The organism is Novosphingobium sp. Fuku2-ISO-50, from assembly GCF_001519055.1.
Taxonomy (GTDB): domain Bacteria; phylum Pseudomonadota; class Alphaproteobacteria; order Sphingomonadales; family Sphingomonadaceae; genus Novosphingobium.
In genome coordinates this window covers 74,447-99,172 of sequence record NZ_KQ954287.1, presented here as the reverse complement: position 1 = coordinate 99,172, position 24,726 = coordinate 74,447, and the positions used below count along the sequence as shown (strand labels likewise).

26 protein-coding genes are annotated in these 24,726 nt (G+C 64.4%); 7 read left to right on the top strand and 19 right to left on the bottom strand.

The features are described from left to right. Positions 1-2: 2 nt before the first annotated feature. Positions 3-1,136 (bottom strand): capsular polysaccharide export protein, LipB/KpsS family, encoded by a 1,134-nt coding sequence (locus AQZ50_RS06165; RefSeq protein WP_231730134.1) that lies wholly within the window; start codon positions 1,134-1,136, stop codon positions 3-5. Continuing rightward, positions 1,127-2,302 (bottom strand): glycosyltransferase family 4 protein, encoded by a 1,176-nt coding sequence (locus AQZ50_RS06160; RefSeq protein WP_067744186.1) that lies wholly within the window; start codon positions 2,300-2,302, stop codon positions 1,127-1,129. The genes AQZ50_RS06165 and AQZ50_RS06160 overlap by 10 nt, the downstream gene beginning before the upstream one ends. 154 nt (positions 2,303-2,456) lie before the next feature. Between AQZ50_RS06160 and AQZ50_RS06155 the strand changes: the two genes are divergently transcribed. The 5 genes from AQZ50_RS06155 (at position 2,457) to AQZ50_RS06135 (ending at position 7,810) form a co-directional block, all read left to right on the top strand. Then, the gene (locus AQZ50_RS06155) at positions 2,457-3,203 is read left to right on the top strand and encodes a hypothetical protein (RefSeq protein WP_067744183.1); all 747 of its coding nucleotides are present in this window, start codon (positions 2,457-2,459) and stop codon (positions 3,201-3,203) included. 6 nt (positions 3,204-3,209) lie between these two features. Next, a complete protein-coding gene (locus AQZ50_RS06150) occupies positions 3,210-5,498 on the top strand; it encodes a glycosyltransferase (RefSeq protein ID WP_067744181.1) in 2,289 nt (762 codons plus the stop codon). Further along, positions 5,495-5,920 carry a hypothetical protein gene (locus AQZ50_RS06145; RefSeq protein ID WP_067744178.1) on the top strand — a complete coding sequence of 142 codons (426 nt, stop codon included), beginning with the start codon at positions 5,495-5,497 and terminating at the stop codon, positions 5,918-5,920. Before AQZ50_RS06150 ends, AQZ50_RS06145 begins: the two co-directional genes overlap by 4 nt. A gap of 19 nt (positions 5,921-5,939) precedes the next feature. Continuing rightward, entirely contained in the window at positions 5,940-6,974 is a 1,035-nt protein-coding gene (locus AQZ50_RS06140; RefSeq protein WP_067744175.1) for a hypothetical protein, read from the top strand. Positions 6,975-7,357: 383 nt separating this feature from the next. Further along, a complete protein-coding gene (locus AQZ50_RS06135; RefSeq protein ID WP_156427247.1) occupies positions 7,358-7,810 on the top strand; it encodes a VOC family protein in 453 nt (150 codons plus the stop codon). Between the two features lie 28 nt (positions 7,811-7,838). On the opposite strand, the gene AQZ50_RS06130 is transcribed toward AQZ50_RS06135, so the two are convergent. From AQZ50_RS06130 to AQZ50_RS06100, 7 genes are read right to left on the bottom strand one after another with little or no spacing between them, the layout of a single operon-like run. Then, positions 7,839-9,017, bottom strand: coding sequence for a glycoside hydrolase family 5 protein (locus AQZ50_RS06130; protein WP_067744173.1), 1,179 nt, complete (start codon positions 9,015-9,017; stop codon positions 7,839-7,841). A 24-nt stretch (positions 9,018-9,041) separates the two neighbouring features. Beyond that, positions 9,042-9,809 carry a Stf0 family sulfotransferase gene (locus tag AQZ50_RS06125; protein ID WP_067744172.1) on the bottom strand — a complete coding sequence of 256 codons (768 nt, stop codon included), beginning with the start codon at positions 9,807-9,809 and terminating at the stop codon, positions 9,042-9,044. After that, positions 9,806-11,119 (bottom strand): glycosyltransferase family 4 protein, encoded by a 1,314-nt coding sequence (locus AQZ50_RS06120; RefSeq protein ID WP_197412394.1) that lies wholly within the window; start codon positions 11,117-11,119, stop codon positions 9,806-9,808. The genes AQZ50_RS06125 and AQZ50_RS06120 overlap by 4 nt, the downstream gene beginning before the upstream one ends. A 46-nt stretch (positions 11,120-11,165) precedes the next feature. Further along, positions 11,166-12,038: an SAM-dependent methyltransferase gene (locus tag AQZ50_RS06115; protein ID WP_067744170.1), complete on the bottom strand. Its 873-nt coding sequence runs from the start codon at positions 12,036-12,038 to the stop codon at positions 11,166-11,168. Positions 12,039-12,053: 15 nt separating this feature from the next. Next, positions 12,054-12,743, bottom strand: coding sequence for an ABC transporter ATP-binding protein (locus tag AQZ50_RS06110; protein ID WP_067744168.1), 690 nt, complete (start codon positions 12,741-12,743; stop codon positions 12,054-12,056). Then, positions 12,740-13,570, bottom strand: a complete 831-nt coding sequence (locus tag AQZ50_RS06105) for an ABC transporter permease (RefSeq protein ID WP_369801389.1) — start codon at positions 13,568-13,570, stop codon at positions 12,740-12,742. Before AQZ50_RS06105 ends, AQZ50_RS06110 begins: the two co-directional genes overlap by 4 nt. Beyond that, on the bottom strand, positions 13,567-14,694 hold the full coding sequence (locus AQZ50_RS06100; protein WP_067744165.1) for a KpsE/RkpR family capsule polysaccharide export protein: 1,128 nt from the start codon (positions 14,692-14,694) through the stop codon (positions 13,567-13,569). The genes AQZ50_RS06105 and AQZ50_RS06100 overlap by 4 nt, the downstream gene beginning before the upstream one ends. A 382-nt stretch (positions 14,695-15,076) precedes the next feature. Here AQZ50_RS06100 and AQZ50_RS06095 point away from each other — a divergent pair, with 382 nt between their 5' ends. Beyond that, complete coding sequence (locus AQZ50_RS06095) at positions 15,077-16,285, top strand: polysaccharide biosynthesis/export family protein (RefSeq protein WP_082703445.1); 1,209 nt, start codon at positions 15,077-15,079, stop codon at positions 16,283-16,285. Between the two features lie 89 nt (positions 16,286-16,374). Here AQZ50_RS06095 and AQZ50_RS06090 read toward each other — a convergent pair whose 3' ends face one another. From AQZ50_RS06090 to AQZ50_RS06080, 3 genes are all read right to left on the bottom strand, one after another. After that, entirely contained in the window at positions 16,375-16,878 is a 504-nt protein-coding gene (locus tag AQZ50_RS06090; RefSeq protein ID WP_067744162.1) for a DUF1993 domain-containing protein, read from the bottom strand. Positions 16,879-17,008: 130 nt separating this feature from the next. Continuing rightward, a complete protein-coding gene (locus AQZ50_RS06085) occupies positions 17,009-17,695 on the bottom strand; it encodes a MarC family protein (RefSeq protein ID WP_067744159.1) in 687 nt (228 codons plus the stop codon). Positions 17,696-17,800: 105 nt separating this feature from the next. After that, positions 17,801-18,295: a DUF2867 domain-containing protein gene (locus tag AQZ50_RS06080; RefSeq protein WP_082703474.1), complete on the bottom strand. Its 495-nt coding sequence runs from the start codon at positions 18,293-18,295 to the stop codon at positions 17,801-17,803. A 126-nt stretch (positions 18,296-18,421) separates the two neighbouring features. On the opposite strand from AQZ50_RS06080, the gene AQZ50_RS06075 reads away from it, so the two are divergent. Beyond that, positions 18,422-18,628 carry a hypothetical protein gene (locus AQZ50_RS06075; protein ID WP_067744156.1) on the top strand — a complete coding sequence of 69 codons (207 nt, stop codon included), beginning with the start codon at positions 18,422-18,424 and terminating at the stop codon, positions 18,626-18,628. Between the two features lie 217 nt (positions 18,629-18,845). Here AQZ50_RS06075 and AQZ50_RS06070 read toward each other — a convergent pair whose 3' ends face one another. The 7 genes from AQZ50_RS06070 to AQZ50_RS06040 form a co-directional block, all read right to left on the bottom strand. Beyond that, entirely contained in the window at positions 18,846-20,075 is a 1,230-nt protein-coding gene (locus tag AQZ50_RS06070) for an MFS transporter (RefSeq protein WP_067744153.1), read from the bottom strand. Beyond that, entirely contained in the window at positions 20,072-20,401 is a 330-nt protein-coding gene (locus AQZ50_RS06065) for a hypothetical protein (protein ID WP_067744150.1), read from the bottom strand. Before AQZ50_RS06065 ends, AQZ50_RS06070 begins: the two co-directional genes overlap by 4 nt. 1 nt (position 20,402) lies before the next feature. Beyond that, the gene (locus tag AQZ50_RS06060) at positions 20,403-20,987 is read right to left on the bottom strand and encodes an isochorismatase family protein (RefSeq protein ID WP_067744147.1); all 585 of its coding nucleotides are present in this window, start codon (positions 20,985-20,987) and stop codon (positions 20,403-20,405) included. 37 nt (positions 20,988-21,024) lie between these two features. Beyond that, complete coding sequence (locus tag AQZ50_RS06055) at positions 21,025-21,477, bottom strand: MarR family winged helix-turn-helix transcriptional regulator (RefSeq protein ID WP_067744142.1); 453 nt, start codon at positions 21,475-21,477, stop codon at positions 21,025-21,027. A gap of 342 nt (positions 21,478-21,819) precedes the next feature. Then, positions 21,820-22,653 (bottom strand): 3-deoxy-8-phosphooctulonate synthase, encoded by an 834-nt coding sequence (gene kdsA / locus AQZ50_RS06050; protein ID WP_067744139.1) that lies wholly within the window; start codon positions 22,651-22,653, stop codon positions 21,820-21,822. Positions 22,654-22,667: 14 nt separating this feature from the next. Next, positions 22,668-23,546, bottom strand: coding sequence for a 3-deoxy-manno-octulosonate cytidylyltransferase (locus AQZ50_RS06045; protein WP_231730133.1), 879 nt, complete (start codon positions 23,544-23,546; stop codon positions 22,668-22,670). After that, positions 23,543-24,631, bottom strand: a complete 1,089-nt coding sequence (locus tag AQZ50_RS06040) for a KpsF/GutQ family sugar-phosphate isomerase (RefSeq protein WP_082703444.1) — start codon at positions 24,629-24,631, stop codon at positions 23,543-23,545. The genes AQZ50_RS06045 and AQZ50_RS06040 overlap by 4 nt, the downstream gene beginning before the upstream one ends. Positions 24,632-24,726 lie beyond the last annotated feature (95 nt).

Genomic DNA, 24,726 nt, shown 5'->3' with positions numbered 1-24,726 from the left:
AATCAGGGGCGTTGCGGATTGCGCGCGGGCGAAAGCCATGCGCGGGTCAGCACCACGGCCTTGCGCCGCTGCCGCCGCCAGAATCCGTAAGTCAGACGATCGGGCGCGGGGCCGTGCAACAGTGCCTCGCGTTCGGAGGCAATTGTCGCCAGCGCGGCTTCGGCTGTGACGAAAGTGCCCGCCGCCGGATCCCAATAGCGCGGATAGAGCAGCATGGTTGCCGCGACCAGCGAGTCGAGATCGAGCCGCCTGCTGCGCCGTGCCAGCGCCGGATGGTCGCGCGCGCGGTCATCGGTCAGGCCCCATCCGGCATAGAACGGCGCGCCATGGGTCACCACCGGGATGCCGCGCAACAGCGCGTCAAATCCGGTGAGCGAGGTCATCGTGTGCACTTCGTCGGTATGGGCAAGACAGGCGATGATCGAGGCGGTGGTTTCGACATGGTCGGCAATCTGCATCGCGGCGCGGTGCGACAGCGCGCCGCGCCGGTTTCCGGCCATGACATCGGGATGGGGCTTGTAGACGAGGAATGCATCGGGCCGGGCCGCGCGCGCCGCTGCCAGCAAATCCGGATTGGTGCGGATGGCGCCGCCGCCCAGCGCGATCGAGGCATCGGTTTCGACTTGTCCGGGCACGAGCACGACCGGACGACCGCGATGGGCCCAGATCGGCGGCGCGGGGCTTTCGATATTGTATTTGGTCAGCCCATGGTCGACGATAAAGCCGCGCAAGGCCGCCGCCCGGGCGCAGAGCGCAGGCTCGAACGGTGCCGACATCAGCAGCGTTTCCAGCCCCGAGGCATGCGTCGCATCGAAATAGATGCCGCGCTCGTCAAGCACCAGCGAGCGCGGCGCAATCAGGTCGCTGCCCAGCCCGACCGAGCGGATGAAGCCGTCTTCGATTCGCACCAGCCGCGCCCCGCTTGTCCCGACGAGATCGTCGAGGCCGTCGGGCGCGCCCGCGCCCCAGACCATGATGCGATCATCGCGGCCGGGGCGCATCCGGCGCGCCGCGCGGCAATCGCGGACGAACACGATCCGCCCCGCCTGTGCCCGCAACAGCGGGGCCAGGTTCCAAGCGCGCCAGCGGCGAAAGCCGATGATCAGGGTTCGGCCCGCGCCGTCCGTCATCGGCATGGCGGCAAAAGCCGTTGTTGCGCCAGCCAGGCTTCGACCTGGGCAAAGTGGTCGTTCCAGTTCGGCGCATGATAGCCTGCCATCGCCGCCAGTTGGCGCGCGCGTTCGGGGCTGTCGTCGCAAAAGGCGCGGATCGCCGCCTGCCAGCCCGGTCCGTCGGTCGGATCGATAAACGTGGGGATCGCACCGGCAATCTCGCGAAACACCGGCAGGTCGCTGGCGATCACCGGAACGCCAAGCTGCAAGGCCTCGATCACCGGCAGGCCAAACCCTTCGGCGAACGAGGGCATGAGCAGCGCCCGCGCGCCCGCGATCAGCCCGGCCAGCGTGGCATCGTCGGCGGCGCCATATTCGATGATATGGGCGTGAAGGATCCGATCGCGGTCGATCATCGCCTGCGCCAGTTCGGCTTCCCAGCCGCGTTGCCCGACGATGACCAGCAAGGGCGTTGCCGGGCCCATGGTCCGCGCCAGCCGCTGCCAGGCCTGAAGCAGCAGGGCATGGTTCTTGCGCCCTTCGATCGTGCCGACGGTGACGAACCAGGGGCGGTCGAGACCGGCGGGCCGGATCGCCGGAGGCACGATCGGGCCGCTGATCCATGCAGCCAGCATGGGGGGGCGAGGCAGGCCGTGGCGCGCGGCGTATATATCCAGTTCGCGCAGCGTTGCCGCGGAATTGGCAATGATCCCGCTTGCCGCGCCGAGCGCATGGCGGATGCGGCGTTCATGGCGCGGCGCTTCGCCCGCGCGGCAGAATTCGGGATGGGTAATCGGGATCAGGTCATGCAGCAGGAATACTGCGCGAAGGCCATGCGCCGCGATCCAGCGCGCCAGAGCGGGATGATCGAGCCCGGTATGTCCGATATTGAGATAGAGCGCCCCGGCCCGCGCGTCGCGCTTTGCGGCAATTGCCAAGGCGGGCAGCATTGCGGCAAAACCCGCGCGAAAGCCCGGCCCGCCGCGATCGATCAGGCCGAACAACCGCTCCGACTGCGCGCGCGACAGAACCCGCATCCGCCCGCGCCATTGCAGCACGGCGCGCGCACGCGGCGCAAAATGGTCGAGATAGGCAAGGCAGACACGGTCTATTCCGGTCGGCAGGCGCCCGGCCCAGCGCCGCCAGACCAGTCGGCTGACATCAAGCAGGATCGGATCGGGATGCGCCATGGACCCGGCAGGTATCACGGACCCGGCTCGCAGGCACGTCCCCGACGGCCTGTCTTTGATCGAAACCGGATCATGACGCGCTACCAATCCACGTGGTTTTGCGTAGCCATCTGGTCCCGACAGCAAGGGCGACGACGGCAGGAGTGACGGTTCGATGAGCGCCGAGGCAAGTGAGGCAATCAGCATCTTCGATCCCGGCGAAGGCGCATGGGACGGGTCGGCGCAGTTCGAAACGGAGATCCCCGATTTCACGCCGGAACGATCCGTCGGCGGCGCCCCGGTCGCAGCCGCTGCGCGGCCGGTCGTGCGCGCTTCGCCACCGCGCAGCCGCTTTGACCTTGCGGCGCGGCCCCGGGTGACGCGGACGGCGCAGATCGCCCGGGCGCTCGATGAAGCCTTTGGCGATGAACGGTTTCGCGATGCGGTGGGGCAGGCCGATGCGGCGCGCGATCGCGGCGACTGGGTCACGGCAGAGCACGAATATGGCCAGGCGTTGCATCTGTTTCCGCTGCACTGGGGCTATTGCATCCAATATGCCCATGCGATCAAGGAGCAGGGCCTCTATCCCAAGGCGGAAGTCTGGTATCGCAGCGCAGTGGCGCTGGGCGCGCCGGGCGAGATGGTCGATGAACATCTGGTGTTTGTTGCGCAGCGCAACGGGGTCGCATTCGTCCGTCAGGGAACGATCGATCTCGACGTGCCGCCGCTGCTGGCGCCGCCGACGATCCATGACATCCGCGTGCTCGGTCGTCTGGCGCGGGTGCCGGGGCTGGCGGGCGAAGAGCTGGGGCTGACTTTGCTGCGCGAGGCGCGCGACAATCGCGCAGTGCTGATGCGGATGATCGCCATGCCCGAATTTGCCCGGTCGAACCGCGCGTTTCTCGACATCCTGCGGGGTTGATCGTTTATGCCTGTATCGTTTCCCACCGTTTCAATCGTCGTCAATACCTACAACCGTGGGCCGTGGCTCGATGATGCGCTGCGCGGGCTGGCCGGGCTCGATTATCCCGCGTTTGAAGTCATTGTCGTCAATGGCCCGTCGACCGACAACAGTGCCGAAGTGATCGCGCGCTGGGGCGGGGCGATCAAGGCGCTGACATGCGATCAGGCCAATCTGTCGGTATCGCGCAATGTCGGCATTGCGGCGGCGGCAGGCGACATCATCGCCTTTATCGACGATGACGCGGTGCCGCATCCGCAATGGTTGCGGCGGCTGGTCGCGCGCTATGACGATGCCGCCGTCGGCGCGGTCGGCGGCTTTACCGTCGATAACACCGGCACCCGCTGGCAAATGCGCAAGACTTTGTGCGATCGTTTCGGCAATGCGCATCATGTCAGCGACTATTTTGACGAACGCCCGCTGAACCGCCCCGGCACACCATTTTACCCCAGCCTTTTGGGCACCAATTCCTCGTTTCGCGCCAGCGCCTTGCGCGAAGTGGGCGGGTTCGATCATGTCTTTGCCTATTTGCTCGACGAGACAGATGTCTGTTTGCGGCTGGTCGATGCGGGATGGCAGGTGCATTTCGAGCCTGATGCGCTCGTGTGGCATCAGTTCGCGCCGAGCCACATCCGCTCGGGCAATCGCGTCGCGCGCACGCTCTATCCCTCGGCGGTGTCGCGCGGCTATTTCATCACGCGCCATGGCGGTGCAGCCGATCTTGTCGCGGCGGGCGAAGCGCTCGATGTCTTTCGGCGCGATCTGCTGGCGGTCAACGCGCGGTTCGAACGCGACGGGGTGATCGATGCGGCGCACCATCACGCGCTTGACGAAGATCTGGTGCGCGGCCTTGCCGAAGGACAGCGGCTGGCGATGGCGGGCGGTGCCAGGCCGGGCGGAGACCTCGCCACGGTGGCAACCGGCGCGCCGGGGCCGTTTGTGCGCTTTGCGGCGGCGCCGGGGCGGCGGATCGCGCTGATCAGCCAGGGCTGGCCGCCCGATAATGACAGCGGGATCGCGCGCTGGACCCAGCTTGTCGCCAAAGGGCTCATCGCGCGCGGGCACAAAGTCCATGTCCTGACCAAGGCCGCCGCCGCAGCGACTGCGGACGCGGCGGAAAGCGTGGTCTTTTGCGATGGGCTGTGGGTGCATCGGCTGCTGCCCGATGCGGACCTCGCCCCGGCAGCGCAGGAACGCTATGGCCTGCCCGCCGGGCTGGGCGCCTGGGCGATGCGCGTCTGGCGCGAGGCGCGGTTTCTCAAATCGTTTGGCGTCGATCTGTTTTCGTTTCCGATCTGGGATCTCGAAGGGCTGCCGCTGCTCGATGATCCGGATCTGACCACGGTGGTCAGTTTGCATACCACGTATGCCATGGCGCGGCCGTTCAAGCCGGAATGGCAGGAGCGCCCGTTGCTGGGCGCGCGCCATGTCGAGCCGGTGATCGCCGCCGAAAAGGCGCTGCTCGAACGGGCGCCGTGGTTGCTGGCCAACAGCCATGCGATCATCGACGAAATTGCGGTCACTTACGGCCTCGATGTCGGGCCGCGCGCGCGGGTCGTGCCGCATGGGACGCCCGATCCGCTGACAACGCGCGAATTCGAAGCCTGCGCCCGCGAAAATCAGGCGCTGACCGGGGCGCCGTTGCGGGTCTTGTTCGTCGGACGGTTCGAACCGCGCAAGGGGTTTGACATCGCCGCGCGGGTGGCGCGCGGATTGATCGATGAAAGCGATGTCGAGGTCTGGTTTGCCGGAGGCGAACTCGATGAGGATGCCCGCGCGACGCTCGCCTCGGTCGGGGCCGAAGCGATCGCGGCGCATCCCCAGGTCCGGTTCATGGGGCTGCTCGATCGCGCGGCGCTGGATGACGCCTATGTCGCCGCCGATCTGGCGCTGATGCCGAGCCGGTTTGAATCGTTCGGGCTTGTCGCGATCGAGGCCATGGCGGCGGGGCGTCCGGTTCTGGCGCTCGATGCGGGCGGTCTGGGCGAAATCGCGCGGGAAGACCATGGCGCGCGCGCCTTTGCCGATGGCGACGATGTGGCGCGCGCGATCGTCGCCGAGATCGAGGCGCTCGACGGCGATCGGCTTGAATTGCGGCGTCGTGGCCAACGCGCCCGCGCCGCCTGGCAGGAGCATTACAGCATTGCGGCGATGATCGCCGGGCTGGAGGCGTTTTACGCAAGCGTCATAGCGGGCAAGGCTGCGCCGCGTGCCGAACAGGCCGTGGGCGCCGAGTGCGAAAGGGCCGTGGCATGACGATCGATGCGAACTGGCTGGGTGATGTGGTCGAATTGATGACGGGTCGTGCTTTCGATGCCGACGCCGCGCGGGCGCTGGCCCCGGTGCTTGGCGAACCGGCGGAAGTGTTGCCTTGGCTGGTGCTGCGGCAAGGCGTGTTGGCCGACGAGCCCGCGATCGCTGCCGCGCTTGACGCACAGGCCGCGCAGATCGGACGACCGCTGACCCGGCGCGCGCCCGGCTTTGCAGTATCGGCGCCGCTGGTCGAGATCGATCGGGGGCTGAACGATGCCTTGCGCCTGCTGATCGCCGAAGATGTCGCCCGCACCGATCTTGCCGAGGAAGTGCATGGCCTGTTCGTGCGTCGCCATGCGCTTGCGGCAACGGACCTCGATGGCGCCTTTCGCTATCGGATCGGTGGCGTGGTCGATGCAGTCTGACGGCGCAAGGGTCTGATCAATGGGCAAGATTTCCGAAATCATTCTCCACATCGGGCTGGAAAAGACCGGCTCGACCAGCATCCAGATGTTCCTCGATGATCAAAAGGCGCTCTTGCGCAGTCAGGGGATGTTCGCCTCGGGCTGCCTTGGCTGGTACAATCACAAGCTGCTCGCGGCCTATGCCATGGCGGATGGATCGCGCGATATTGCGGTTACTTCGGCGGGGATTGACGGGCCCGAGAGCCATCAGGCGTTTCGCGCGCGGACGCGGGGGCATGTCCTGGCCGAAATCGAGCGCACCGATGCGCACCGCTACCTGATTTCGTCCGAAGATCTGTCGCGCCTGACCTCGCTTGACGATGTGCGGCGGGTTCATGACCTGATGTCGGAAATCTGCACCCGCATTCGGGTGATCGTGTTCCTGCGGCGGCAGGATCGCCTGGCGGTAAGCCGCTATTATTCGCTGCTGATCAACGGGGGGCTGCCGCCTTCGGTGTTTCCTGCTCCCGATCAGGCGGCCTATTACGACTATGCCGGGGTGATCGAGCCCTGGGCCGAGGTTTTTGGCACGGGCGCCATCCGGATCGTGCATTATCCCGAGGCTGCTGCGGCGCAGGGTTTCGATGCGATCGGGGCCTTTTGCCGGGCCGCCGGGATCGTGCTTCCTGTCGACTGGCAGCCCCCGGCGCGGCGAGAGAATGTCAGCCTCGATCTCGTCAGCCAGACCATTCTGGAAGCGATGAACGGACATTCCGACGTGCTGAAGGAAAAGGCGTCGGGCAAGCGCTTGCTCAAGCTGTTGCAGGTCGCCGACGGCGGCGTGTCGGGCCAGTTCGTCAGCGCGGCAGAGGCGAGGGCGTTTTACGAGAGGTATGCTCTGGGCAATGCCCGGCTGGCCCGGAATTTCGAATTGCCGTACCCCTTTTTCGACGATGATTTTTCGATGTATCCACAAACCCCCGCCCGGCGCGCCGATCTGGCGCAAGACGCGCTTGTGCGCATGGTCGGCGTTGTGGCCAATCTGTTGCAGGGGCCGGGCGCGCAGGCCTCGTGAACGAGGCTGCGTGAACAATTCATCGCTCGATCAAACGGCGGAAATTGGAGGTTAGCTGTCGTCGCCAACACGTCGCTTCGTCATTCCAGCGAAAGCTGGAATCCAGTGACGGGGGCTACGGTACTGATTATGGAATACGTTGTGTCTATTCGAGGCGTCGCAACTGGATTCCAGCCTTCGCTGGAATGACGAAGGGTGTGTCCGCAATTAGGCGTTACCTGCCTTTGCCGCCACTGCACGGGCCATTGGCCACGGAAGGGCGCAAAGTGGTGGAAAGCGGAAGTTGTAGACGGCCGGGTTTTCGTGCACCTTGCGCCCCGTAATCTGGCCTACGCTGTTGATTGAAAGACTTGCCGACAGGGGAGGGAACAGGAGGATGGGTCATGCTCAAGCTACTTATACGCTTCGGGGTGGCGGTGGCGCTCACGTTCACTTCTCAGGGATACGCCATGGCTGAGCAAGCAGGTCACATCACCGGCGTCGGCGGCGTCTTCGTCAGGAGCAAGGACCCGAAGGCGCTCGCGAAGTGGTATCGAGAAGTCCTCGGCCTTGAGGTCAAACCTTGGGGTGGAGCGGCATTGTCGTTCGATGCTCCGGGCCACCCTCCGAAAATATCCTGGACGGCCTTTCCTGACTCAAGCGACTATATGAGCCCTTCAACGCGGGAGTTCATGATCAACTTCGCAGTCGATGACATGGATGCTATGATTGCGCGACTTACTGCGCACGGCGTTCCTATCTTGAAGCGCGACGACGGTGACGCTTTCGGCCGGTTCGCCTGGATACAAGACCCGGACGGTACCAAAATCGAACTTTGGCAGCCCAAGGGGAGCTAGGCCCCGGTCTGCAAAAACTTGTCGCTGTCTAGGGATGACTGTGGAACCAACTCGACAGCAGCCGACCGATTCCGAAGGCCGGGTGCGCGATGCCGAAACTGTCGTCGGCGGTCTTGTCGGTCTTTTCGGGGCATTGGCCGTTCCATTGGGCAAAGTCGGTCGGTCGGCTCAGGTCCGGGCCGACCATCAGCGTGTCGGGATAATCGAATGACCAGCCGGCCACGCCCATGCGATGGCGCCACAAGTATTCGATCAGTTGCCGGCTCAGGACCGGCGCATTGGGGGGGCATCCGGTGCCTTTGCCATCGGGATAGCCCGCCAATCCCCATTCGGTCGCCATGCAGGGGTGGCTGGTGCAGAACTGGCCGAAATAGACATCCCAGTTCGCCGGGTTGCTGAATCCGACTTTGGCGGCGTTGAGATAGGGATGAACGCCATAGACCACTTTGGCATCGGGATCGGCGATCGGCGGGGCGCCGCGCAGCCAGTGCGCGGCCTGAAGCCCGCTGACGATGACCACCTGACGATGGAATCCGGCATTGCGAATCGCCGCGATGACGTGTTCGTGCGCCTCTTTCCATTGCTGCCACAGGCCGGGTTCGTCGCCGTTGCCGACAGGTTCGTTGAACAAGTCGAACATCAGCCCGCCGTCGTCTTGCGGCAACGCGGCGAGCAGGGCGGTCCAGGCGTTTTGCGTGCTGGCCGTGGGGAAGCCGGTTTCGGTCCGTGACCCCGATCCCGGCTGCCATTGCATCGAGATCATCACGGTCAGCCCGTTGGCGCGAAACAGGCGGATCGCGTTGACCACCCTGTCGCGATAGGCCGGGTCATGGATCGGGTGCGCGGGATCGAGCCCCGGCTGCGAAACCTTGATGACCACCGTGTCCGCGCCGAATGCACGGACTTTGCCCGGCAGTTGCGGTCCGAAACCGTCGTGCGCCTCGTGCAGGCGAATGCCGATGAAGGGGCGGTTCAACTGACGCACCGGGGTCACCACGCCGGAAATGCCGACCCCGCGCATCTGCCAGGGCCGCCCATCGCGGATCAGCACACCCCTGACCAGATCGACCTGGCCCGGGCCGAAGCGCCCCTGGGGCTGCGCGGCGATGGCTTCGGGTGTTGGCTGCGCTATCGCCGGGGCACCGGCAAGAGCCAGCGCCAAGCCGGCCACAGCGCCGCTCAGGCGCAACACGTTCCGCATGATCATGGGCCCTTTCTTGTCCCGCACGCTCTAAAATCCGCGCCGGTAGAGGTCTGTCAGGTAGCGGTCGAGATGGTGCTCGGTCGCTGCATCGGATTGTTTTTGCAGATTTACCTGCGTTTCGGTGAGCGTGAAGCCAAACGCGGCAAGCACTGGCGCCAGCAAGCCCGGATCGCCTGCGACATCTTCGTAACAGAGCCGGATCGGGGCAATTCCCGCGCCTGCAAAGAAATCGTCCCACAGACGATCCTGTAGCGCGAGAACGCGGCAAAAATGGTCGATAGCCACGAAATCATAGGCGATGTCCGGTTCGCCGCTGCCATCCCTGACGTGCCATCGACCGCTCGCCTTGGCGCGCCAGAAGCTGATGGCCTGGCGAAACTTGTCGCGGCGGGCGACATGGATCCACGTCGCGCCGGGAAAGGCGGCGGCCAGCTTGTGCGATTGGCTGCGCGGCAGGCCCAGCGCGCGGCCAAGGCCGCTGCGATGGGGCCACATCAGCTTGGCCGTAAACAGCGCCCCGGCAAACGGTTCGGCCACCGCGTCGCAATAGGCGGCCGGGTCCGGGGCCTGACAGATCTTGTTGAAGCGTTCGATGTCGATTCCGCTCAGCCCGTTGCGGCCGAGGATCCTGGCGATGTAGCTGCTGCCCGAACGGAACGTCGATGCCATGATCGCACAGCGGGAAATCCCGTGGCGAGCGAAGGCCTGTGCCAGAACCATCGAACGATCATGTTCGGGCAGGCGCGCGGCGCGCGGCGCCCGAAATATCGTGCTGTCCACGTTTGCGCGGATCATGACACCCTCGCATAGACGGACGCCAGCCGTTCGCGATAGGCTTCGCGGCTGAATTTGGTGGCCTGGATGCGCCCACGCGCGGCATAGTCGGCGCGCAAGGCCGGGTCGGCGTCCATCGCGCGGATCGCGCGCGCGATCGCGGTGGTGTCATAAGGATCGACCAGCATCGCGGCATCGGCGGCGACTTCGGGCAGGCTCGACGTGTTGGACGAAATGACCGGCGTGCCGAGCAGCATGGCTTCGAGCACGGGCAGGCCAAACCCTTCGTAGATCGACGGAAACAGCGTCGCGCGCGCGCCCCGGATCAGGCTGACCAGCAGCGAAAAGGGCGCATAGGGCAGGATCATCACGCGCTTGCGGGTGAATTCGTCGTTTTCCACCGTGCGGCGAAAAACGATGTTTTCCTCGTTGAGCAGGCGCAGTTCCTCTTCCGATTTCCACGCCATCGCGCCGACGATGACCAGCGGCGCATCGACTTTGCTGGCGAGATAGCCCTCGATCATCCGGCCGATATTCTTCTTCGGCTCGATCGAGCCCCAGAACAGGTAATACCCCTTGTAATCGACCCCGACCGCGCCTTCGACTTCGCGCGCGACGTCCTCGTCGGGCTTGGCAAGGAATTTTTCCGGGATGTCGATCGATTGATAGGTGTTGGTGATCCGTTCTTCGGGAATGCCGACCAGTTCGATCAGATCGCGCTTTGAACATTCCGACACGGTGACGATATGATCGGCAATGCTTGCGATGCGCTTCATCAGGCGCAGATAGAACCGTTTGTTGTCGAGCGTGGTATAAGGCAGCTTCAGCGGCACGACATCGTGCATGGTATAGACATTGGGCCGCCCTTTGAGCCGGATCGGCAAGGGATAGGTCCAGTGCGCGATGTCGGGCCGGTTTTCCATCGACAGCCGGGTCAGCATTTTCCAACTGCGAAATGCATTGTGGCTGCGGCCGAAAATGTTGGGCGAATTGACGATGCGGTCAAAATAGGGGAGCCGCGCGCTGAACGTGCGCGACACCACTTTGCCGCTGATCGGCACGTCAAAGGCATGTTTGCCCAATGGCCCGATCAACCGGCTGCGCACCGCCTCGATCGCCTGGGCAAGGCGGTCGCGATCGCCATGATTGGCATCGAAAAAGGCAATTTCGCGCATCAGGGCATTGCGCGAAGGCCCCGCGCCATTGCCGTAAAGCACTTCGACTCCATGCCCCATGGCATGCAGTTCATACGACAGGTTGCGGGCATAGGTCGCAACCCCGGTGCCCTTTTCGAGCCCCAGATTGCGCCCGTCGATCAGGATGCGGGTCATCGAATTGCGCCGATCTTCAAAGGTGCGGGAAAGCGTGCTGTGTCATTCAGGCGGCCTTGCGCGTGAAGGCGATGCCGAACGAGGTCGTGACCCATTCTTCCAGTTGCAGTTTCAGGTGCAGGTCATGTGAATAGGGTGCCATGTCGATGTGGTGATCTGCGGGCAGATCGCCGAGGTCGAAATTGAACACGGTTTCGCAGCCCAATTTCGCCAGTTCGGACCCAAAATCTTCGAAGTCGCGGCGGCGGAAGAGTACCGTGCTGGCATGATCGAGCGTCGCACTGTTGGAAGAACAGTTGAATTCGGTCGTGTGGACGGCGATTCCCCCCGGCGCGAGCAGTCGGGCCGTGTTGCGCAGGAATGCCCCGCCCCGTTCGATCGAGCCGAGATGTTCAAAGGCACAGGCCGACCAGATGAAATCGAACGGTCCCTGATGTTCGGAGCCAAGTGTATCCGCGATGGCGTTCATGTCGGCGAAGCGGAATTCGACATTGTCGGCAAACAGGTCGGGCGGACAGATACCGCGACGGTTCAGCCCTTCTTTGCTGCGGGCATGTTGGCTGGTTTCGATCCAGCCGGTGCCTGCCGCCGCCTCCGGTGCGAGGTCGGTCGCCAGAACGCGGGCGCCGCGCGCGGCAAACAGGGCGGCAAGCGGCTCTTCCCCCACGCCAAAGCCCAGCCCGCGCTGTCCGGGAGCCAGCTTTCCCGCCGTCGCGAGCACCTGGGCGATATAGCAGAATTCCCACTGTTTGCGATGTTCGCGCGGGTGTTCCCTGATCTGTTTGCACCAATAGACATAGGCTTCTTCATCCATCTGGCTGCGGGTGCAGGCCTGCGACACCGGCCGCGCCAGCAGCGGAGGCCGGGAGCCGAGCGCGAGGGGCTCTGCGGCGTCGGAACGAAAGAAGGCGAGGGGCATTGTGCGCTTGTGTCCTTAGCTGGAGGCGGTGCCGGAATCAGGCGGAGGGGTCCAGCCGATCAGGCCCTTGAACAAGGTGTAGGCGTCTTCAAAATCATCATGAAAATGCATATGTCCATCATGTAAAACTGCAAAATGGTCGCAATGATCGCGGACATAGGCCGCGTCGTGACTAACGATGATCATGGCGCGGTCGGCGCGTTTCTCGAACAGTTCTGCCTGACACTTCTGGCCAAAGCGGGCATCGCCGACCGCGCTGATTTCGTCGATCAGAAAACAGTCGAATTCGATGATCATCGACATGGCAAAGGCGAGGCGCGCGCGCATCCCCGACGAATATGTGCGCACCGGCTCATGCAGATAGGGGCCAAGCTCGGCAAATTCGTCGACCGCAACGATATTGCGTTCAAAATCGGAATTGTAGATCCGGCTGATGAAACGCACATTGTCGCGCCCGGTCAGCGCGGTCTGGAATGCGCCGCTGAATGCCAATGGCCATGATACCGACATGCCGCGTTCGACTGTGCCCGCATCGGCGCGTTCAGCGCCGCTGATGATCCGGATCAGAGTGGATTTGCCCGCGCCGTTACGGCCAAGGATGCCCAGCTTTCGCCCCGGGGCAAGGTCAAAGCTCACCGAATCGAGGATCGTGCGATGGCCCCCGCGGATCGGATAGGTCTTGGTGAGGTTGCGGACGCGGATCATTCGATGATGATCTCCGGTGCGATCGCGCGGATCTGCAACAGCGCCAAAAAGGTCAGCGTGCTGGCGATCGCGATGACATAGCCAAGATCGTAATGGGCATGGGCATAGCTGCCGAAATAGCCCTCGCGCACGATTTCAACCCCGTGAACCATCGGCAACAGCAAGACATAGCCCTGCGCCTCGTGCGGCAAGGCATCGACCATGAAGGCCGAGCCCGATAGCGGAAAGACCAGATAGGACAGCGGGTGCCACAGCTTTTCGACCAGCTCGCTTCTGACCGACAGCGCGCCGAGAAACAGCGCAAGCGCCATGCCGAACCAGGCCAGAATGAACCAGCCGCCGATCACTTCGAGCAAGTCTTCGGGCAGTTCCATCCACCCGATCATGTGAAACAGAATGCCCAACAGCATGAAAGACATCGTCGCGCCCATGAATTCCAGCACCAGTCGGGCGATGAAGATGTCCAGAATGCGGACGTTGCGATGATAGAGCAGCGGCAGATTGGGATAGAGCGCGTTGATGCATCGCCCCGGCATGTTGCGCCACAACAGCACGCTGGAATACCCGGTCAGGGCAAAGGCGGTGATCGGGATCGAACTGCCATGAACCGTCTTGGTCAGCGACCACAGCGCGGTGACCCCGACGGTAAAGATCATCGGTTCGACAAACAGCCAGAGAAAGCCGATATTGTGCCGACCATAGCGAGTCAGGGCTTCGCGCATCAGCAGTGCAAAGATCACCCGCCGCTCGATCGCCAGCGCTTCGTGCAGCGACGGCACCCGCTCGGGCGTGCAGGCCGGCTGGTGCGTGAGGCCGGGCGCCGTCACGATCCATGCTCCTTGATCCCGGCGATCAGCATCGTGGCCACGCCCCACACGATCAGGCTGAAGACCAGCGTGGTGGCGATCGCGCGCAAGCGGCGCGGCTCGATGGCCTTGTCGGGCAAGTTGGGCTCGACGATGCGTTCGACATAGCTCGACTTGCGCTGTGCGTCGGTCTCTGCCGCTTCGAGCGAGGCGAGCGCGGCGGCGAGGCGTTTGGCGGCAAAGTCGGAATCGAGCGAGAGTCGTTCGTATTCCTCGCTGGCGGCGGCGAGCGATTTCCTGCGGTTGCCTGCGGCCAGCCCCGATTGTTCGGCAATGCGCTGTTCGATTTCCCTGATCCGGGCATCGAGCGCGGGGATCTGCGCGCTTTGCGGCGCGAGGACGGTCAATTGGCGCCGGTCGCTGCGTGCCTCGATCAATTCGTCCTGAAGCTTTGACACCAGCTCATACTGGATCGGCGCCTGCTTTTCGGGATCGATCACGCCTGCGGTGTTGCGATAGCGGGCCCGCGCGGCCCCGGCGGCGCGGGCGGCGGCCTTGGCATCGAAGACTTCGTGTTCGGAACTGGTGATCAGGTCCTGGCGCGCGCGCTCGCTCATCCGGTTGACCGTCGTTTCGGCCAGCCGCAGCAACTGTTCGTTGATTGCCCGCGCGTCGGCGGCGCTATAGGCGCGCACGGTCAGCTCGGTGATCCCGGCGGAATTGTCGGTATCGACCCGGACGTGGCCTTCGTAATACTTGTAGAGATCCTCGAAACTGCCGGCAAAACCCGTCGGATCGAACCGGTCAAATCGCGAAATCGCCGAGCGCGAATAGGCGCGCGCATAAGCATTGCCGCGATTGAGTGCGGACAGCGCATCGCGCGACATAAGATAGCTTTGCGCCGCGCTGCTTTCGGGGGTGCCATGGCTGAGCGCGGCGTTGTTGAGCAGCAGGCCGAGCGCGGTCGGCGTCGATTTGTCCTGCCCGCGCACGATGAAGCGCGATTCCGACAGATAGACGTCGGACGCCAGCACACCGAAATAGAGCATGGCGATCGCCGTCGGCAGCACCACGCAGATCAGGAACAGCGGACGAAGCCACCAGACCTGCGGCTTGGCCCGTGATTCGGCAATGGAGTCGGTCATCGTGCGTTCCGTTCGTCTTGCCCGCCCGGTTCGTCTTGCCCGTCCGGTTCGTTTTGCCCGTCCAGGCGTGCGGAATGCCCCGGATGTATCCGCCGCCGCATCGCGAGGGGATCGCCGAATGCGCCGTTTCGGCACCATTGCGCCCCTCGGGACGGGTGTCGGAGCACCGGCCCGGATCGGGTCTCAGCCCGCTGGCGAGGCCGATCCCGAGCCCCCATGAGGCATGGCTGCGCGCCCGTTACGTTATGGCCCCGGAATGGACCCATACCTCGACGGAGGCGGCCGGAAATCCGCTAGGATCGGATCAGGCAATCCCTTTCGCCGCACGGCGAGAAGGGGGCATTGGGGTCAGCTAGTGAAGATTTCGGCAGGGCGCGCAGACATGACAGCTATTGAAAGACGATTTTCCGCCGGTTTTCCGCTTCGCACCGGCGCGGGCCTAGCCTTGGCGCTGGCTCTGGCCGGGCCGCTGGCGGGGTGCGGCGAATTCGGTCGGTCGGGCCCTTATGCAAGCTCGGTCACGCGCGCGGCGGGCGCGCCGGTTCAGGCCGCGCCGATCACCGTGGTCGAATTGACCGGCGTCGCCGCGCGGCAGGTCTTCGCCAGCGAGCGGCAGCAGACATTTGCCGAGGCTTTGGGCGATGTTGCGGCGGTCGGCACCGTGATCGGCAAGGGCGACACGATCGACATCGCCATCTGGGAAGCGCCGCCCGCCGCACTGTTCGGCACGATCAGCCCGCTGGGCACTGTCAATTCCGGGGTTCAGGCGGCGCGCAGCGCGGGGCTGCCCGAACAGATGGTCGATGAAACCGGGCGGATCGCGGTGCCGTTTGTCGGCGACATCGTCGTTGCCGGGCGATCCCCGCGCGATGTCGAGCGCGAGATTGCCGAGCGGCTGCGCGGCAAGGCCAACCACCCGCAAGTGATCGTACGCATGACTCACAACGCGCTCAAGAATGTCTCGGTGATCGGCGACGTCGCCAGCGCCGGGCGCTTCAACGTGACCCCGCATGGCGAACGCGTGCTCGATGCGCTGGCCAATGCGGGCGGGGTGAAACAGCCGGTGACCAAGACCGTTCTGCAGATCACGCGCGGGTCGAAAGTCGCGACGATGCCGCTCGATGCGGTCATCCGCGACCCGGCGCAAGACGTGCGGCTCGCCCCCGACGATGTCGTCACGGCGATGTTTCAGCCCTGGACGTTCACGGCGCTGGGCGCGACCGGAAACAATGCCGAAATCCCGTTTGAGGCGACCGGCATGACGCTGGCACAGGCGCTGGGTCGTGCGGGCGGACTGAACGACAATCGCGCCGATATGCACGGCGTGTTCCTGTTCCGGCTGGAAAACCCCGCCGCGCTCGATCCCGCCGTGCTGGCGACGGCCAGGACCACGCCCGATGGTCGCGTGCCGGTGATCTATCGCCTCGACCTGAGCGATCCGGCCGCATTCTTTGTCGCGCAGGGCTTTCGCATGCACGATCATGACGTGATCTACGTGTCCAACGCCCCCGGCGCGGACTTGCAGAAATTCTCGATGACGGTCGCCAACTTTGCCTATGTCGGGCTGGGCATGGTTAATCAGGTGAAATAGCGGGCGGGCAGGTCAAATAGTGGGCGGGCAGGTCAAATAGCGCGCGGGCAGGTGAAATAGCGCGCGGGGGCCGCGCCGGATGCGACCGTTCAGCCCGGCGCTTGTGCCCCGGCCAAAAAGTCCATTTTCCCGATCGAAACGCCTTTCATGCGCAGCAGGGCATAGGCGATGGTCAGGTGGAAATAGAAATTGGGCAAAGTAAAATCGGTGACGAGGCTCTGGCCGCTGAAGGTCATTTTCATGTTGGGAAATTCCAGCGTGATCTCGGCGGTTTCGCGGCCTTCAAACGCGGCGGGGTCGGCTTCTTCGAGATAGGCGATGGTCCTGGCGATACGTTCGCGCAGTTCGGCCAGGCTCTTTTCCTCGTCGGCCATCGCGCGGGGCCCGATCTGGGCCAGGCGCGTGGCGGCAAGCTTGGCCGTATCGCAGGCGATCTGCACCTGACGCGACAGCGGGAACATGTCGGGGGCAAGCCGCGCTTCGAACAGATCCTGCTCGTCGAGGCCGCTGGCGATGGCCTTGGCCAGCAGGTGATCGAGACTGTGCAGCTTTTGAATGAAGACCGGAATGGTGATCGCATAAAGGCTTGGCATCAACTCTTCCCTTTTTGGTGCGCGTGGCTTTTGATAAGTGCAGCAGGGCGCGATCGGGTGATGCACGCTCGATCCGGGCGAAGCAAGCTGTCCCCCGCGAAGCAAGCTGTCCGGGTTGCGCAAACGACGCTCACTTGTGGCGCGCGGCTTCCACAAGATCGCCGACGCCGATGACGCCGGTCACGATGATCTGCACCCCGACGCACAGCAGCAGAAACGCGACCAGCCGCGACATGACCCGCGCGCCGCCCTGGCCCAACAAGAGCGTTACCCCGTGCGACCAGCGATAGCAGAGCCAGATCAGCAGCGAGATCGCCGCCGCCGCCGCGCTGACCCCGCCGAAAAAGCCGAGCGGCGCAAAGCCGGTTTCCGGGCGTTGCGAAGACAGCGCGATGGCGACCGCGATCGTCCCGGGGCCGGTCGTCAAAGGCATGGTCAGCGGGAAAAAGGCGATGTCTTCGGCGTTTTGCGCGGGCTCTGCCTGATGCGCCTTGCGCTCTTCATGCGCTTCGGGCTGCATCAGCAGGCTCCAGGCGCGCGCGGCCACGACCAGCCCGCCCGCGATGCGCAGAGCGCTGAGGCTGACTCCGAAGAAATTCAGGATATAGCCGCCCAGCCATAGCGATGCGAGCAGAACGGCCAGCGAATAGAGCCCGATCTGGAACGCCATTTTCCGCTTTTCGGCGGGCGATTTGCCGGTGGTCACCGAATCGAAGATCAGCGCCCCGCCGACCGGATTGACGATCGAAAACAGCGCGGGAAACGCGAAAAGGAACGCGCCGATGGCGGTTTCGACCGGGATCGGGCTAATGTCCATGAAGTTCGTGCAGGTCCAATGAGCGAGGCGTTTCGCAAACGAGGCTATGCCTCATGAACAAGGTCCGGTTCAAGCGCGCCGCCGTCAAGGGCGGATAGGCGAGAGTCAGCGTTCCGCCCGGACTGCCAATCGCGACCGCAGCCGCGCGAACGTGGCGCGCACGATGGCGCGGTGCGCTATGCCGACCGGGACCATATAGGCCTTTCCAAACCAATTGTGCGTGGTGACCGACGATGTGATGGTCAGTCTTTGCTCGCCGGTCGTGACGCACGTCATCACATCGAGGTGCCGATCGCGCACGGTCAGCGTCAACACATCCGGGGCGATCCGCTCGATCAGAAAGAAGTCGAGCATGTCCCCTTGTGCCGGATCGGCCTTGCGCGTGCCGGAAAAGCCGCCGATCCGCTTGACTCCAAACCGCGCCGAAATCGCATCGCGCACGGCGAACGCCGCTTTCATGAACGGCAAGGGTTCGGCCATCAAGCGGTCCCAGGCCTCCAGCGCGCGAAGCGGATAGGGCAGGGCCATGGACTGCACGTCGAGATAGGCCAGCGCGTTTCGCGGAGCGACCAGATCGGCAGTCGGCGGCGGCATCGGCATGTCCTGATCTCCCGTGATCGGGCGCATCATAAGGCCCGCGCCGGCCCGCGCAACCGCCACCCGACGGCCCCGCTATCCACAGCCGCCGGGTGGACAGGTCGCCCCGCCGGTCGCTACGGGCGCGGCATGGGTATCACCGCAACGATCATGAACACCGTCACCGGACGGCCAATCCAGAAGATGACTTTCGGCCGCATGCCGAAACCATGGGCCAGCTTCACGCTCGAAACCGGCGAACTGGTCACCGCCGAACGCATCGACATCGGCAAACCCGCCCCGGGCAAAGTCGTCACCCCGGTCGACGTATGGATCACGCTGAAACCGAAGGACTGAGGCCGCCGCACAAGCGGACGGCTAGCTCCTCATCGAGGCATTCTGTAAGCTGCCGCTCAATCACCTTAGCCCAAACGTCGGCAATTGGGCCGATTACGGAATGGCGGGTTCCGGGCTGGGAAAGTGGGATAGCTGCCCCACCTCAGTCCAGGACCCCAAAGGCAGGTGCAAGCCCCATGTCGGTCCTTCAATCGCATTTCGGCCTGGACGCCGCCGTTCACAGCGCCGCAGGAAGTCGCTTGCTTCTCGCGAGAGCGTATCCACCGACAACTGCGGCAGCGAAACCCGCCGCAGCCCCGACGCCGAGCGACCAGCGTGGGCCGAAGTGATCGGCCGTCCAGCCGACGATGGGAGCCCCGACAGGTGTGGCACCAAGACCGACACCGATCCGCAGAGCCATGACACGCCCCCGCATGGATGGCTTTGTCGAGAGCTGCATGATGGGATTGGTCGCGTTGATGAATGTCAGATAGCCGATCCCGATCAAGGCCAGTGAGGCGGCAAAGGTCCAGTAGGTCGGAGAGACGCCGCCGAGCGTGAAGCCGAGACCTAGCAACGCTGTGCTCCAGATCAGGGTGACAAGCGTCGGTCGGCCGCTTTGGGTGCTCCACAGCGCGGCCGCCACGGCGCCGATGGCCATCGCCGACGACAGCGTTCCAAAACCACGGGCGTCGGCGTGAAAGACCTTCACCGCCATGGTCGCGATGAAGATCGGAAAATTGAGCGCAAACGTCCCGACGAGAAAGAGCATGACGAGGATGGCGATCAGATCAGGGCGACCGGCGACGTAGTGCAGGCCTTCGATGAAGCTGCCACGGCTTTGCCTGGCACCAGCAGGCGCGTGCAGTTCAACCTTTTTCAGCAGAAACAACGACGCCAGCACCGCGACGAAAGACGCGCCGTTCAGCGCAAATGCCCATCCGGTGCCCACGGCCGCGATCAGCACACCCGCTACGGCAGGGCCGATCAGGCCCGCGATGTTGAAGGATATCGTGTTGAGCGTGACCGCATTGGGCAGATACTCGTCGCCGACCAGTTGCGAGACGAATATCTGACGGACGGGTGCGTCGAACGCCGCGGCGATGCCCAACACGAACGCAAAGACCTGAACGTGCCAAAGTCGCACGGTGCCGGTCAGCGTGAGCGCGCCGAGCAGGAGCGCCAGAATCCCCATGGCCGCCTGCGTGGTCATCAGCAACTTGCGCTGGTCCAGATGATCCGCCGCCGATCCAGTCCAGGGTAGAAACAGCAGCTGGGGCGCGAACTGAAGCGCCATCACCACGCCCAGCGCCGATGCGCTGCCGTGTGTCAGCACCACCAGCACCAGCCAGTCCTGCGCGGTGCGCTGGATACTGGTGCCGATGTTTGACGCAAGCGCCCCCGCCGCCCAGATCCGATAGTTCCGGACTTTCAGCGACTGGAACACGGTAGCGACAATCGCGCTCAAGACGGGTCCGGATGGTTGCCGCCGTGAAAGCGGCCGAAATGGCGTGCCGAAAAAAGCGAAATCAGAAGCATGCCCCCGCCCAGCGCGGCTGCTTCGCCGGCATCACGTAAATCGAACAGTCCGACCCGGCAGATGAGGACATAGGCCAAAACCAGATTGGCGCCTCCCCACAACACATTGACGGTGGAAGATGAAAGGCCCTCACCGGGCGGTTTGGCGAAGGGGCTCTGGAAGGGGCGGCCCATTGTTCCACTAACGAGGTGCGGGATCGCATTGGCCAGGAAAAGACCGCCGCCGAAATAAGCGAGAAGATGAAACCACGGCATGTCAGGCCTCCTTGCTGCCCAGAAGATCGATAATCTCTTGAACCGTCCCGGTCTCGCCGAGACGGGGAAAGACGTTGTCGATGCTGTATCGGTGCGCACTCGCACGCATGTCGGTCATGGCGTCGATCGCCAGGGTGACGTTGTAGCCTTGCTCGAAGGCCTGGCGCGCGGTCGATTCCACACCTGTCCCGGTCGCGATCCCTGCAACGATCACCTGCGTGATCGCCATCGCCCTCAGGCGTGCGTCGAGGTCTGTGCTGGCGAAAACGCCCCAAGTGCGCTTCGTAACGGTGATGTCCTCGGGTCGCTGGTCAAGCTCTCGAACGAAGTCGGTGAAACCGTCAGGGAACGGACCGCTGATGCGCCCCGGTTCTTGCGTCCGCCCCGGTGCGCTGCCGGCAACATTGATCAGCACAACCGGCAGGTCATGCTGGCGGAAGGCATCGATCAATGCGCGCGAGCGATCCAGTACCTGCGCCATCGAAGGCACGTCGTCGGTCAGCCGGTCAATGGCGGAACTGACGATCCCGGCCTGAAGATCGACGACCAGAAGGGCAGTCCGTGCATCGAACGCGGTCACTGGCATGCGCATCTTCCTCTATGAATGACGGGAATGGGGAAACTCAGTCGTCGGTGAGGCGCGACAGCAGACCGACGGCGTGGCCTACGACATCCAGTTCCTCCGTCGAGAGTCGGGTCTGAAGTGCACGAGTAAGCCAATCCTGCCGCACCGCCCGCCCGCGCTGGATCCATTCCCGGCAGGAATCGGTGAGGGAAAGCAGGATCCGCCGGCCATCGGTGGGATCCGGTTCACCTCGGACCATGCCAGCGGCCTCCAGAGCGGCGATCACGGTCGACATGGATTGCGGCCGCATTCCTTCCGCGCGGGCTAGCTTCGATGCGGTGGCAGGCCCTTCCTTTTCCAAACGAAGAAGCGCGGAGACCTGCGACGGCGTGAAGTCACCGACGTCCGCCTGCTCGCGCAGCCGCCGCTTCAGCTTCCCCACCAAGGCGCGAAGCTCGGTTGCCAAGTCGGCTGCGTTTGCGGTGTGGGGCTGCTGGGTCACACTGTTCATGAAGCGCACAGTACCAGATAATCAGAAAACTGAAAAGAAAAGCTTATCAGTTTAGCTGTTATAAATCACTGCGAGCTTTGCCCGTTGACCGCTGGCTGAGTGGCACGCCAAAAGCGGCTTGGCAGAAGAGTCCCAGATGCGGTCATGGGATGCGGGCGCCGACAAGGTTCGGATGGAATGACCGGTTCCAGGATTGGGGGCTGGCTTGGTGAATGACTAGATTGGGGCGCAAAGCTGACGCTGACGTTGGTCGGTAGGAACGGCAGCTTATGGTCGTTCGCGTTTGCGATGCTGACTTTCCGGTCAGTCCGCAACAGCCGCCTTTCCCGCAAACCAACCGCTTCACGCGTCGCCGTGGGCGGCTTCGGCTATGTGCAGGATGCGTTCGATCAGGGTGTCGAGCTGGTCGAGGGGGATGGCGTTGGGGCCGTCGGAGAGGGCCTGGGCAGGGGTGGGGTGGGTTTCCATGAACAGGCCGGACACGCCGACGGCGGCGGCGGCGCGGGCGAGGGGGGCGACGAATTCGCGGCGGCCGCCCGATGATCCGCCCATGGCGCCCGGCAACTGGACCGAATGGGTGGCGTCGAAGATCACCGGGCAGGCGGTTTCGCGCATTTCCACCAGCGCGCGCATGTCGACCACCAGGTTGTGATAGCCAAAGCTGCTGCCGCGTTCGCAGACCATCACGCAGTCTTCGTCGCATCCGGCGGCGCGGGCGGCGGCGCGCGCTTTGGCGACGACCGGCAGCATGTCGCCCGGCGCCATGAATTGTGCCTTCTTGATGTTGACCGGGCGTCCGCTGGCGGCGGCGGCCATGATCAGGTCGGTCTGGCGCGCGAGGAAGGCGGGGGTCTGCAACACGTCGACCACTTCGGCAACGCGCGCGACTTGCTCCGCGCTGTGAACGTCGGTCAAGAGCGGCAGGCCGGTTTCGGCGCGGACTTTGCCGAGCACCGCCAGCCCTTCGTCAAGGCCGGGGCCGCGAAAGCTGGTATGGGCGCTGCGGTTGGCCTTGTCGAAGCTGGCCTTGAACACCACCGCGATGCCCAGCCGATCGCGCAGCCGGGCGAGATGACGCGCGATCTCCAGGCACAAGGCCTCGCTTTCGATCACGCAGGGCCCGGCAATCAGAAACGGCCGGGCCATGGCGCCCACCGTGTGTCCCGCGATCCGCATCCCGTCAATCCGCCCTAATCGATCCCCAGCTCGGCGAGTACGCGCTCGATCAGGGGAATGTCACCCGGATTGTTGCACTCGATCGCATCCCACGCGGGCACGGCACACAGGGCGACCCCGACCGGCACGCCCCGATCGCAAAAGCGCAGTTGTTCGAGCCCTTCCATATCTTCGAGCGGCGAAGGCGGCGCCGCCGCATAGGCGCGCAAGGCCGAGGGGCGATAGGCATAGACGCCCATGTGCAAATGGACCGCGTGCGCCTGTGTCGCCAAGCGTTCGGGCGCGACATGGGGGATGACGCGTTTGGAGAAATAGAGCGCGCGGTGTGCGCCGTCGAACACCACGGTCGTCCCGCCCACGCGCCCCGCCGCCTGATCGGTGATCAGCGCCGACAGCACGCTAGGCGTGCAGGGCGCCGCCGGAGTCGCGACGCCGAGATCGGGGGCGCCTTCGATCCGCGCGATCAAGGCGGCAACGACATCGGGCGGGGTCAGCGGCGCATCGCCCTGAAGATTGATGACGAGATCGGGATCATGGTCGAGCGCATCGAGCACGGCGGCGCAGCGTTCGGTGCCGTTGCGGCAGTGCATCGGGGTCATCACCACATCCGCGCCAAACCCGCGCGCGGCCTGGGCAATGCGGTCATCGTCGGTCGCGATCAGCACGCGGCTGATCCCGCGAACGGCCATGGCCGCGCGCCAGGTCCGCTCGATCAGGGGGCGCGGCCTGCCGCCTGCGCCGCGAAGATCGACCAGCGGCTTTCCCGGAAAGCGGGTCGAACCATGGCGGGCGGGAATGACTATGATTCGTTCGGGGATTCGTTCGGGGATTCGTTCGGGGATTCGTTCGGGGATTCGTTCGGGGATCCGCTCGGGCGATGACATTCCGGTCATCGCGCATCGGCCTCCGTGGGGGCGGAAACGGCAAGGTCGCACCGCGTCAGATCGTGAATGTGCACCACGCCGAGCGGGCGGCGCGGATCATCGCGCGCGACCACGAACAGCGCGGTGATCCGCGCTTCGTTCAACAGCGCGCGCGCATCGCCGGCCAGACTGCCCAGCGCAATGGTCTTGGGATCGCACGTCATCACGTCTTGCGCGGAAGAATCCATCAGGCGGTCGATATGGCGCCGCAAATCGCCATCGGTGATCACTCCGGCCAGCCGACCGCTGCCATCGATCACGCCGGCCAGTCCCAGGCTTTTTTCCGTCATTACCACCAGGACATCGCGCATCGGCATGGTCAGCGGCACCAGCGGCAGGCCGGGCGCTGCGTGCATCACTTCTTCGACCGGGGTCAGGCTGGCGCCGATCGTCCCGCCGGGGTGCAGCACATGGATGCGCTCGCGCGAGATGCCGCGCCGCCCCATGACCGTCACCGCCAACGCATCGCCCAGCGCCATCATCATCGTCGTCGATGTCGTCGGCGCGATATTGACCGGGCAGGCCTCGCGCGCATCGGGCAGGACCAGCGCGACATCGGCGCCCTTGAGCACCGGCGAATGCGGTCTGGCGGAAATGCCGATCACGCTGCAGCCGAGCGATCGGGCATAGCGCATGATCGGCCGCACTTCGGGGGTGGCGCCCGAATTGGACAGCACGATCAGCACGTCGCCGGGCATCAGCATGCCCAGATCGCCGTGCGCCGCCTCGGCAGGGTGAAGAAACATCGCGGGCGTGCCCGTCGCCGACAGCGTGGCGACGATCTTGCGTGCGACATGGCCCGATTTGCCCATGCCCGTCACGACCACGCGACGGCTGGCCGTCATGATCAGGTGTACCGCCTCGGCAAAGCGATCGTCGAGCGCATCGGCCAGCCGGGTGAGTGCGGCGGCCTCTATGCCGATGACCTGCCGGCCACTGGCAACGAGCTCTGCCGTGGTGGTATTGCGGCTTGCGTGCGCGATCGGTTGCCCGCCTGCCCTCGGTTGCCCGCCTGCGCTCGGTTGCCCGCCTGCGCTCGGTTGTCCGCCTGCCATCTTGTCCTCAAATTCCTGAATTCACCGATGATGGGTACATCGAAGCGGACAGGGGTGGAGGTGTAACTGCGCCCGTTCCCGAGCGAATTGGCCAC

Bases quoted from the DNA above. Each gene is read 5' to 3' on its own strand.
- AQZ50_RS06065 (WP_067744150.1), bottom strand. From the start codon at position 20,401: ATGCCGTGGTTTCATCTTCTCGCTTATTTCGGCGGCGGTCTTTTCCTG.
- AQZ50_RS06075 (WP_067744156.1), top strand. From the start codon at position 18,422: ATGGGTATCACCGCAACGATCATGAACACCGTCACCGGACGGCCAATC.
- AQZ50_RS06150 (WP_067744181.1), top strand. From the start codon at position 3,210: ATGCCTGTATCGTTTCCCACCGTTTCAATCGTCGTCAATACCTACAAC.
- AQZ50_RS06135 (WP_156427247.1), top strand. From the start codon at position 7,358: ATGCTCAAGCTACTTATACGCTTCGGGGTGGCGGTGGCGCTCACGTTC.
- AQZ50_RS06045 (WP_231730133.1), bottom strand. From the start codon at position 23,546: ATGACCGGAATGTCATCGCCCGAGCGGATCCCCGAACGAATCCCCGAA.
- AQZ50_RS06095 (WP_082703445.1), top strand. From the start codon at position 15,077: ATGACAGCTATTGAAAGACGATTTTCCGCCGGTTTTCCGCTTCGCACC.
- AQZ50_RS06080 (WP_082703474.1), bottom strand. From the start codon at position 18,295: ATGCCGATGCCGCCGCCGACTGCCGATCTGGTCGCTCCGCGAAACGCG.
- AQZ50_RS06165 (WP_231730134.1), bottom strand. From the start codon at position 1,136: ATGCCGATGACGGACGGCGCGGGCCGAACCCTGATCATCGGCTTTCGC.
- AQZ50_RS06140 (WP_067744175.1), top strand. From the start codon at position 5,940: ATGGGCAAGATTTCCGAAATCATTCTCCACATCGGGCTGGAAAAGACC.
- AQZ50_RS06100 (WP_067744165.1), bottom strand. From the start codon at position 14,694: ATGACCGACTCCATTGCCGAATCACGGGCCAAGCCGCAGGTCTGGTGG.
- AQZ50_RS06040 (WP_082703444.1), bottom strand. From the start codon at position 24,631: ATGGCAGGCGGACAACCGAGCGCAGGCGGGCAACCGAGCGCAGGCGGG.
- AQZ50_RS06085 (WP_067744159.1), bottom strand. From the start codon at position 17,695: ATGGACATTAGCCCGATCCCGGTCGAAACCGCCATCGGCGCGTTCCTT.
- AQZ50_RS06090 (WP_067744162.1), bottom strand. From the start codon at position 16,878: ATGCCAAGCCTTTATGCGATCACCATTCCGGTCTTCATTCAAAAGCTG.
- AQZ50_RS06125 (WP_067744172.1), bottom strand. From the start codon at position 9,809: ATGATCCGCGCAAACGTGGACAGCACGATATTTCGGGCGCCGCGCGCC.
- AQZ50_RS06055 (WP_067744142.1), bottom strand. From the start codon at position 21,477: ATGAACAGTGTGACCCAGCAGCCCCACACCGCAAACGCAGCCGACTTG.
- kdsA (WP_067744139.1), bottom strand. From the start codon at position 22,653: ATGCGGATCGCGGGACACACGGTGGGCGCCATGGCCCGGCCGTTTCTG.
- AQZ50_RS06060 (WP_067744147.1), bottom strand. From the start codon at position 20,987: ATGCCAGTGACCGCGTTCGATGCACGGACTGCCCTTCTGGTCGTCGAT.
- AQZ50_RS06110 (WP_067744168.1), bottom strand. From the start codon at position 12,743: ATGATCCGCGTCCGCAACCTCACCAAGACCTATCCGATCCGCGGGGGC.
- AQZ50_RS06115 (WP_067744170.1), bottom strand. From the start codon at position 12,038: ATGCCCCTCGCCTTCTTTCGTTCCGACGCCGCAGAGCCCCTCGCGCTC.
- AQZ50_RS06145 (WP_067744178.1), top strand. From the start codon at position 5,495: ATGACGATCGATGCGAACTGGCTGGGTGATGTGGTCGAATTGATGACG.
- AQZ50_RS06160 (WP_067744186.1), bottom strand. From the start codon at position 2,302: ATGGCGCATCCCGATCCGATCCTGCTTGATGTCAGCCGACTGGTCTGG.
- AQZ50_RS06155 (WP_067744183.1), top strand. From the start codon at position 2,457: ATGAGCGCCGAGGCAAGTGAGGCAATCAGCATCTTCGATCCCGGCGAA.
- AQZ50_RS06120 (WP_197412394.1), bottom strand. From the start codon at position 11,119: ATGACCCGCATCCTGATCGACGGGCGCAATCTGGGGCTCGAAAAGGGC.
- AQZ50_RS06130 (WP_067744173.1), bottom strand. From the start codon at position 9,017: ATGATCATGCGGAACGTGTTGCGCCTGAGCGGCGCTGTGGCCGGCTTG.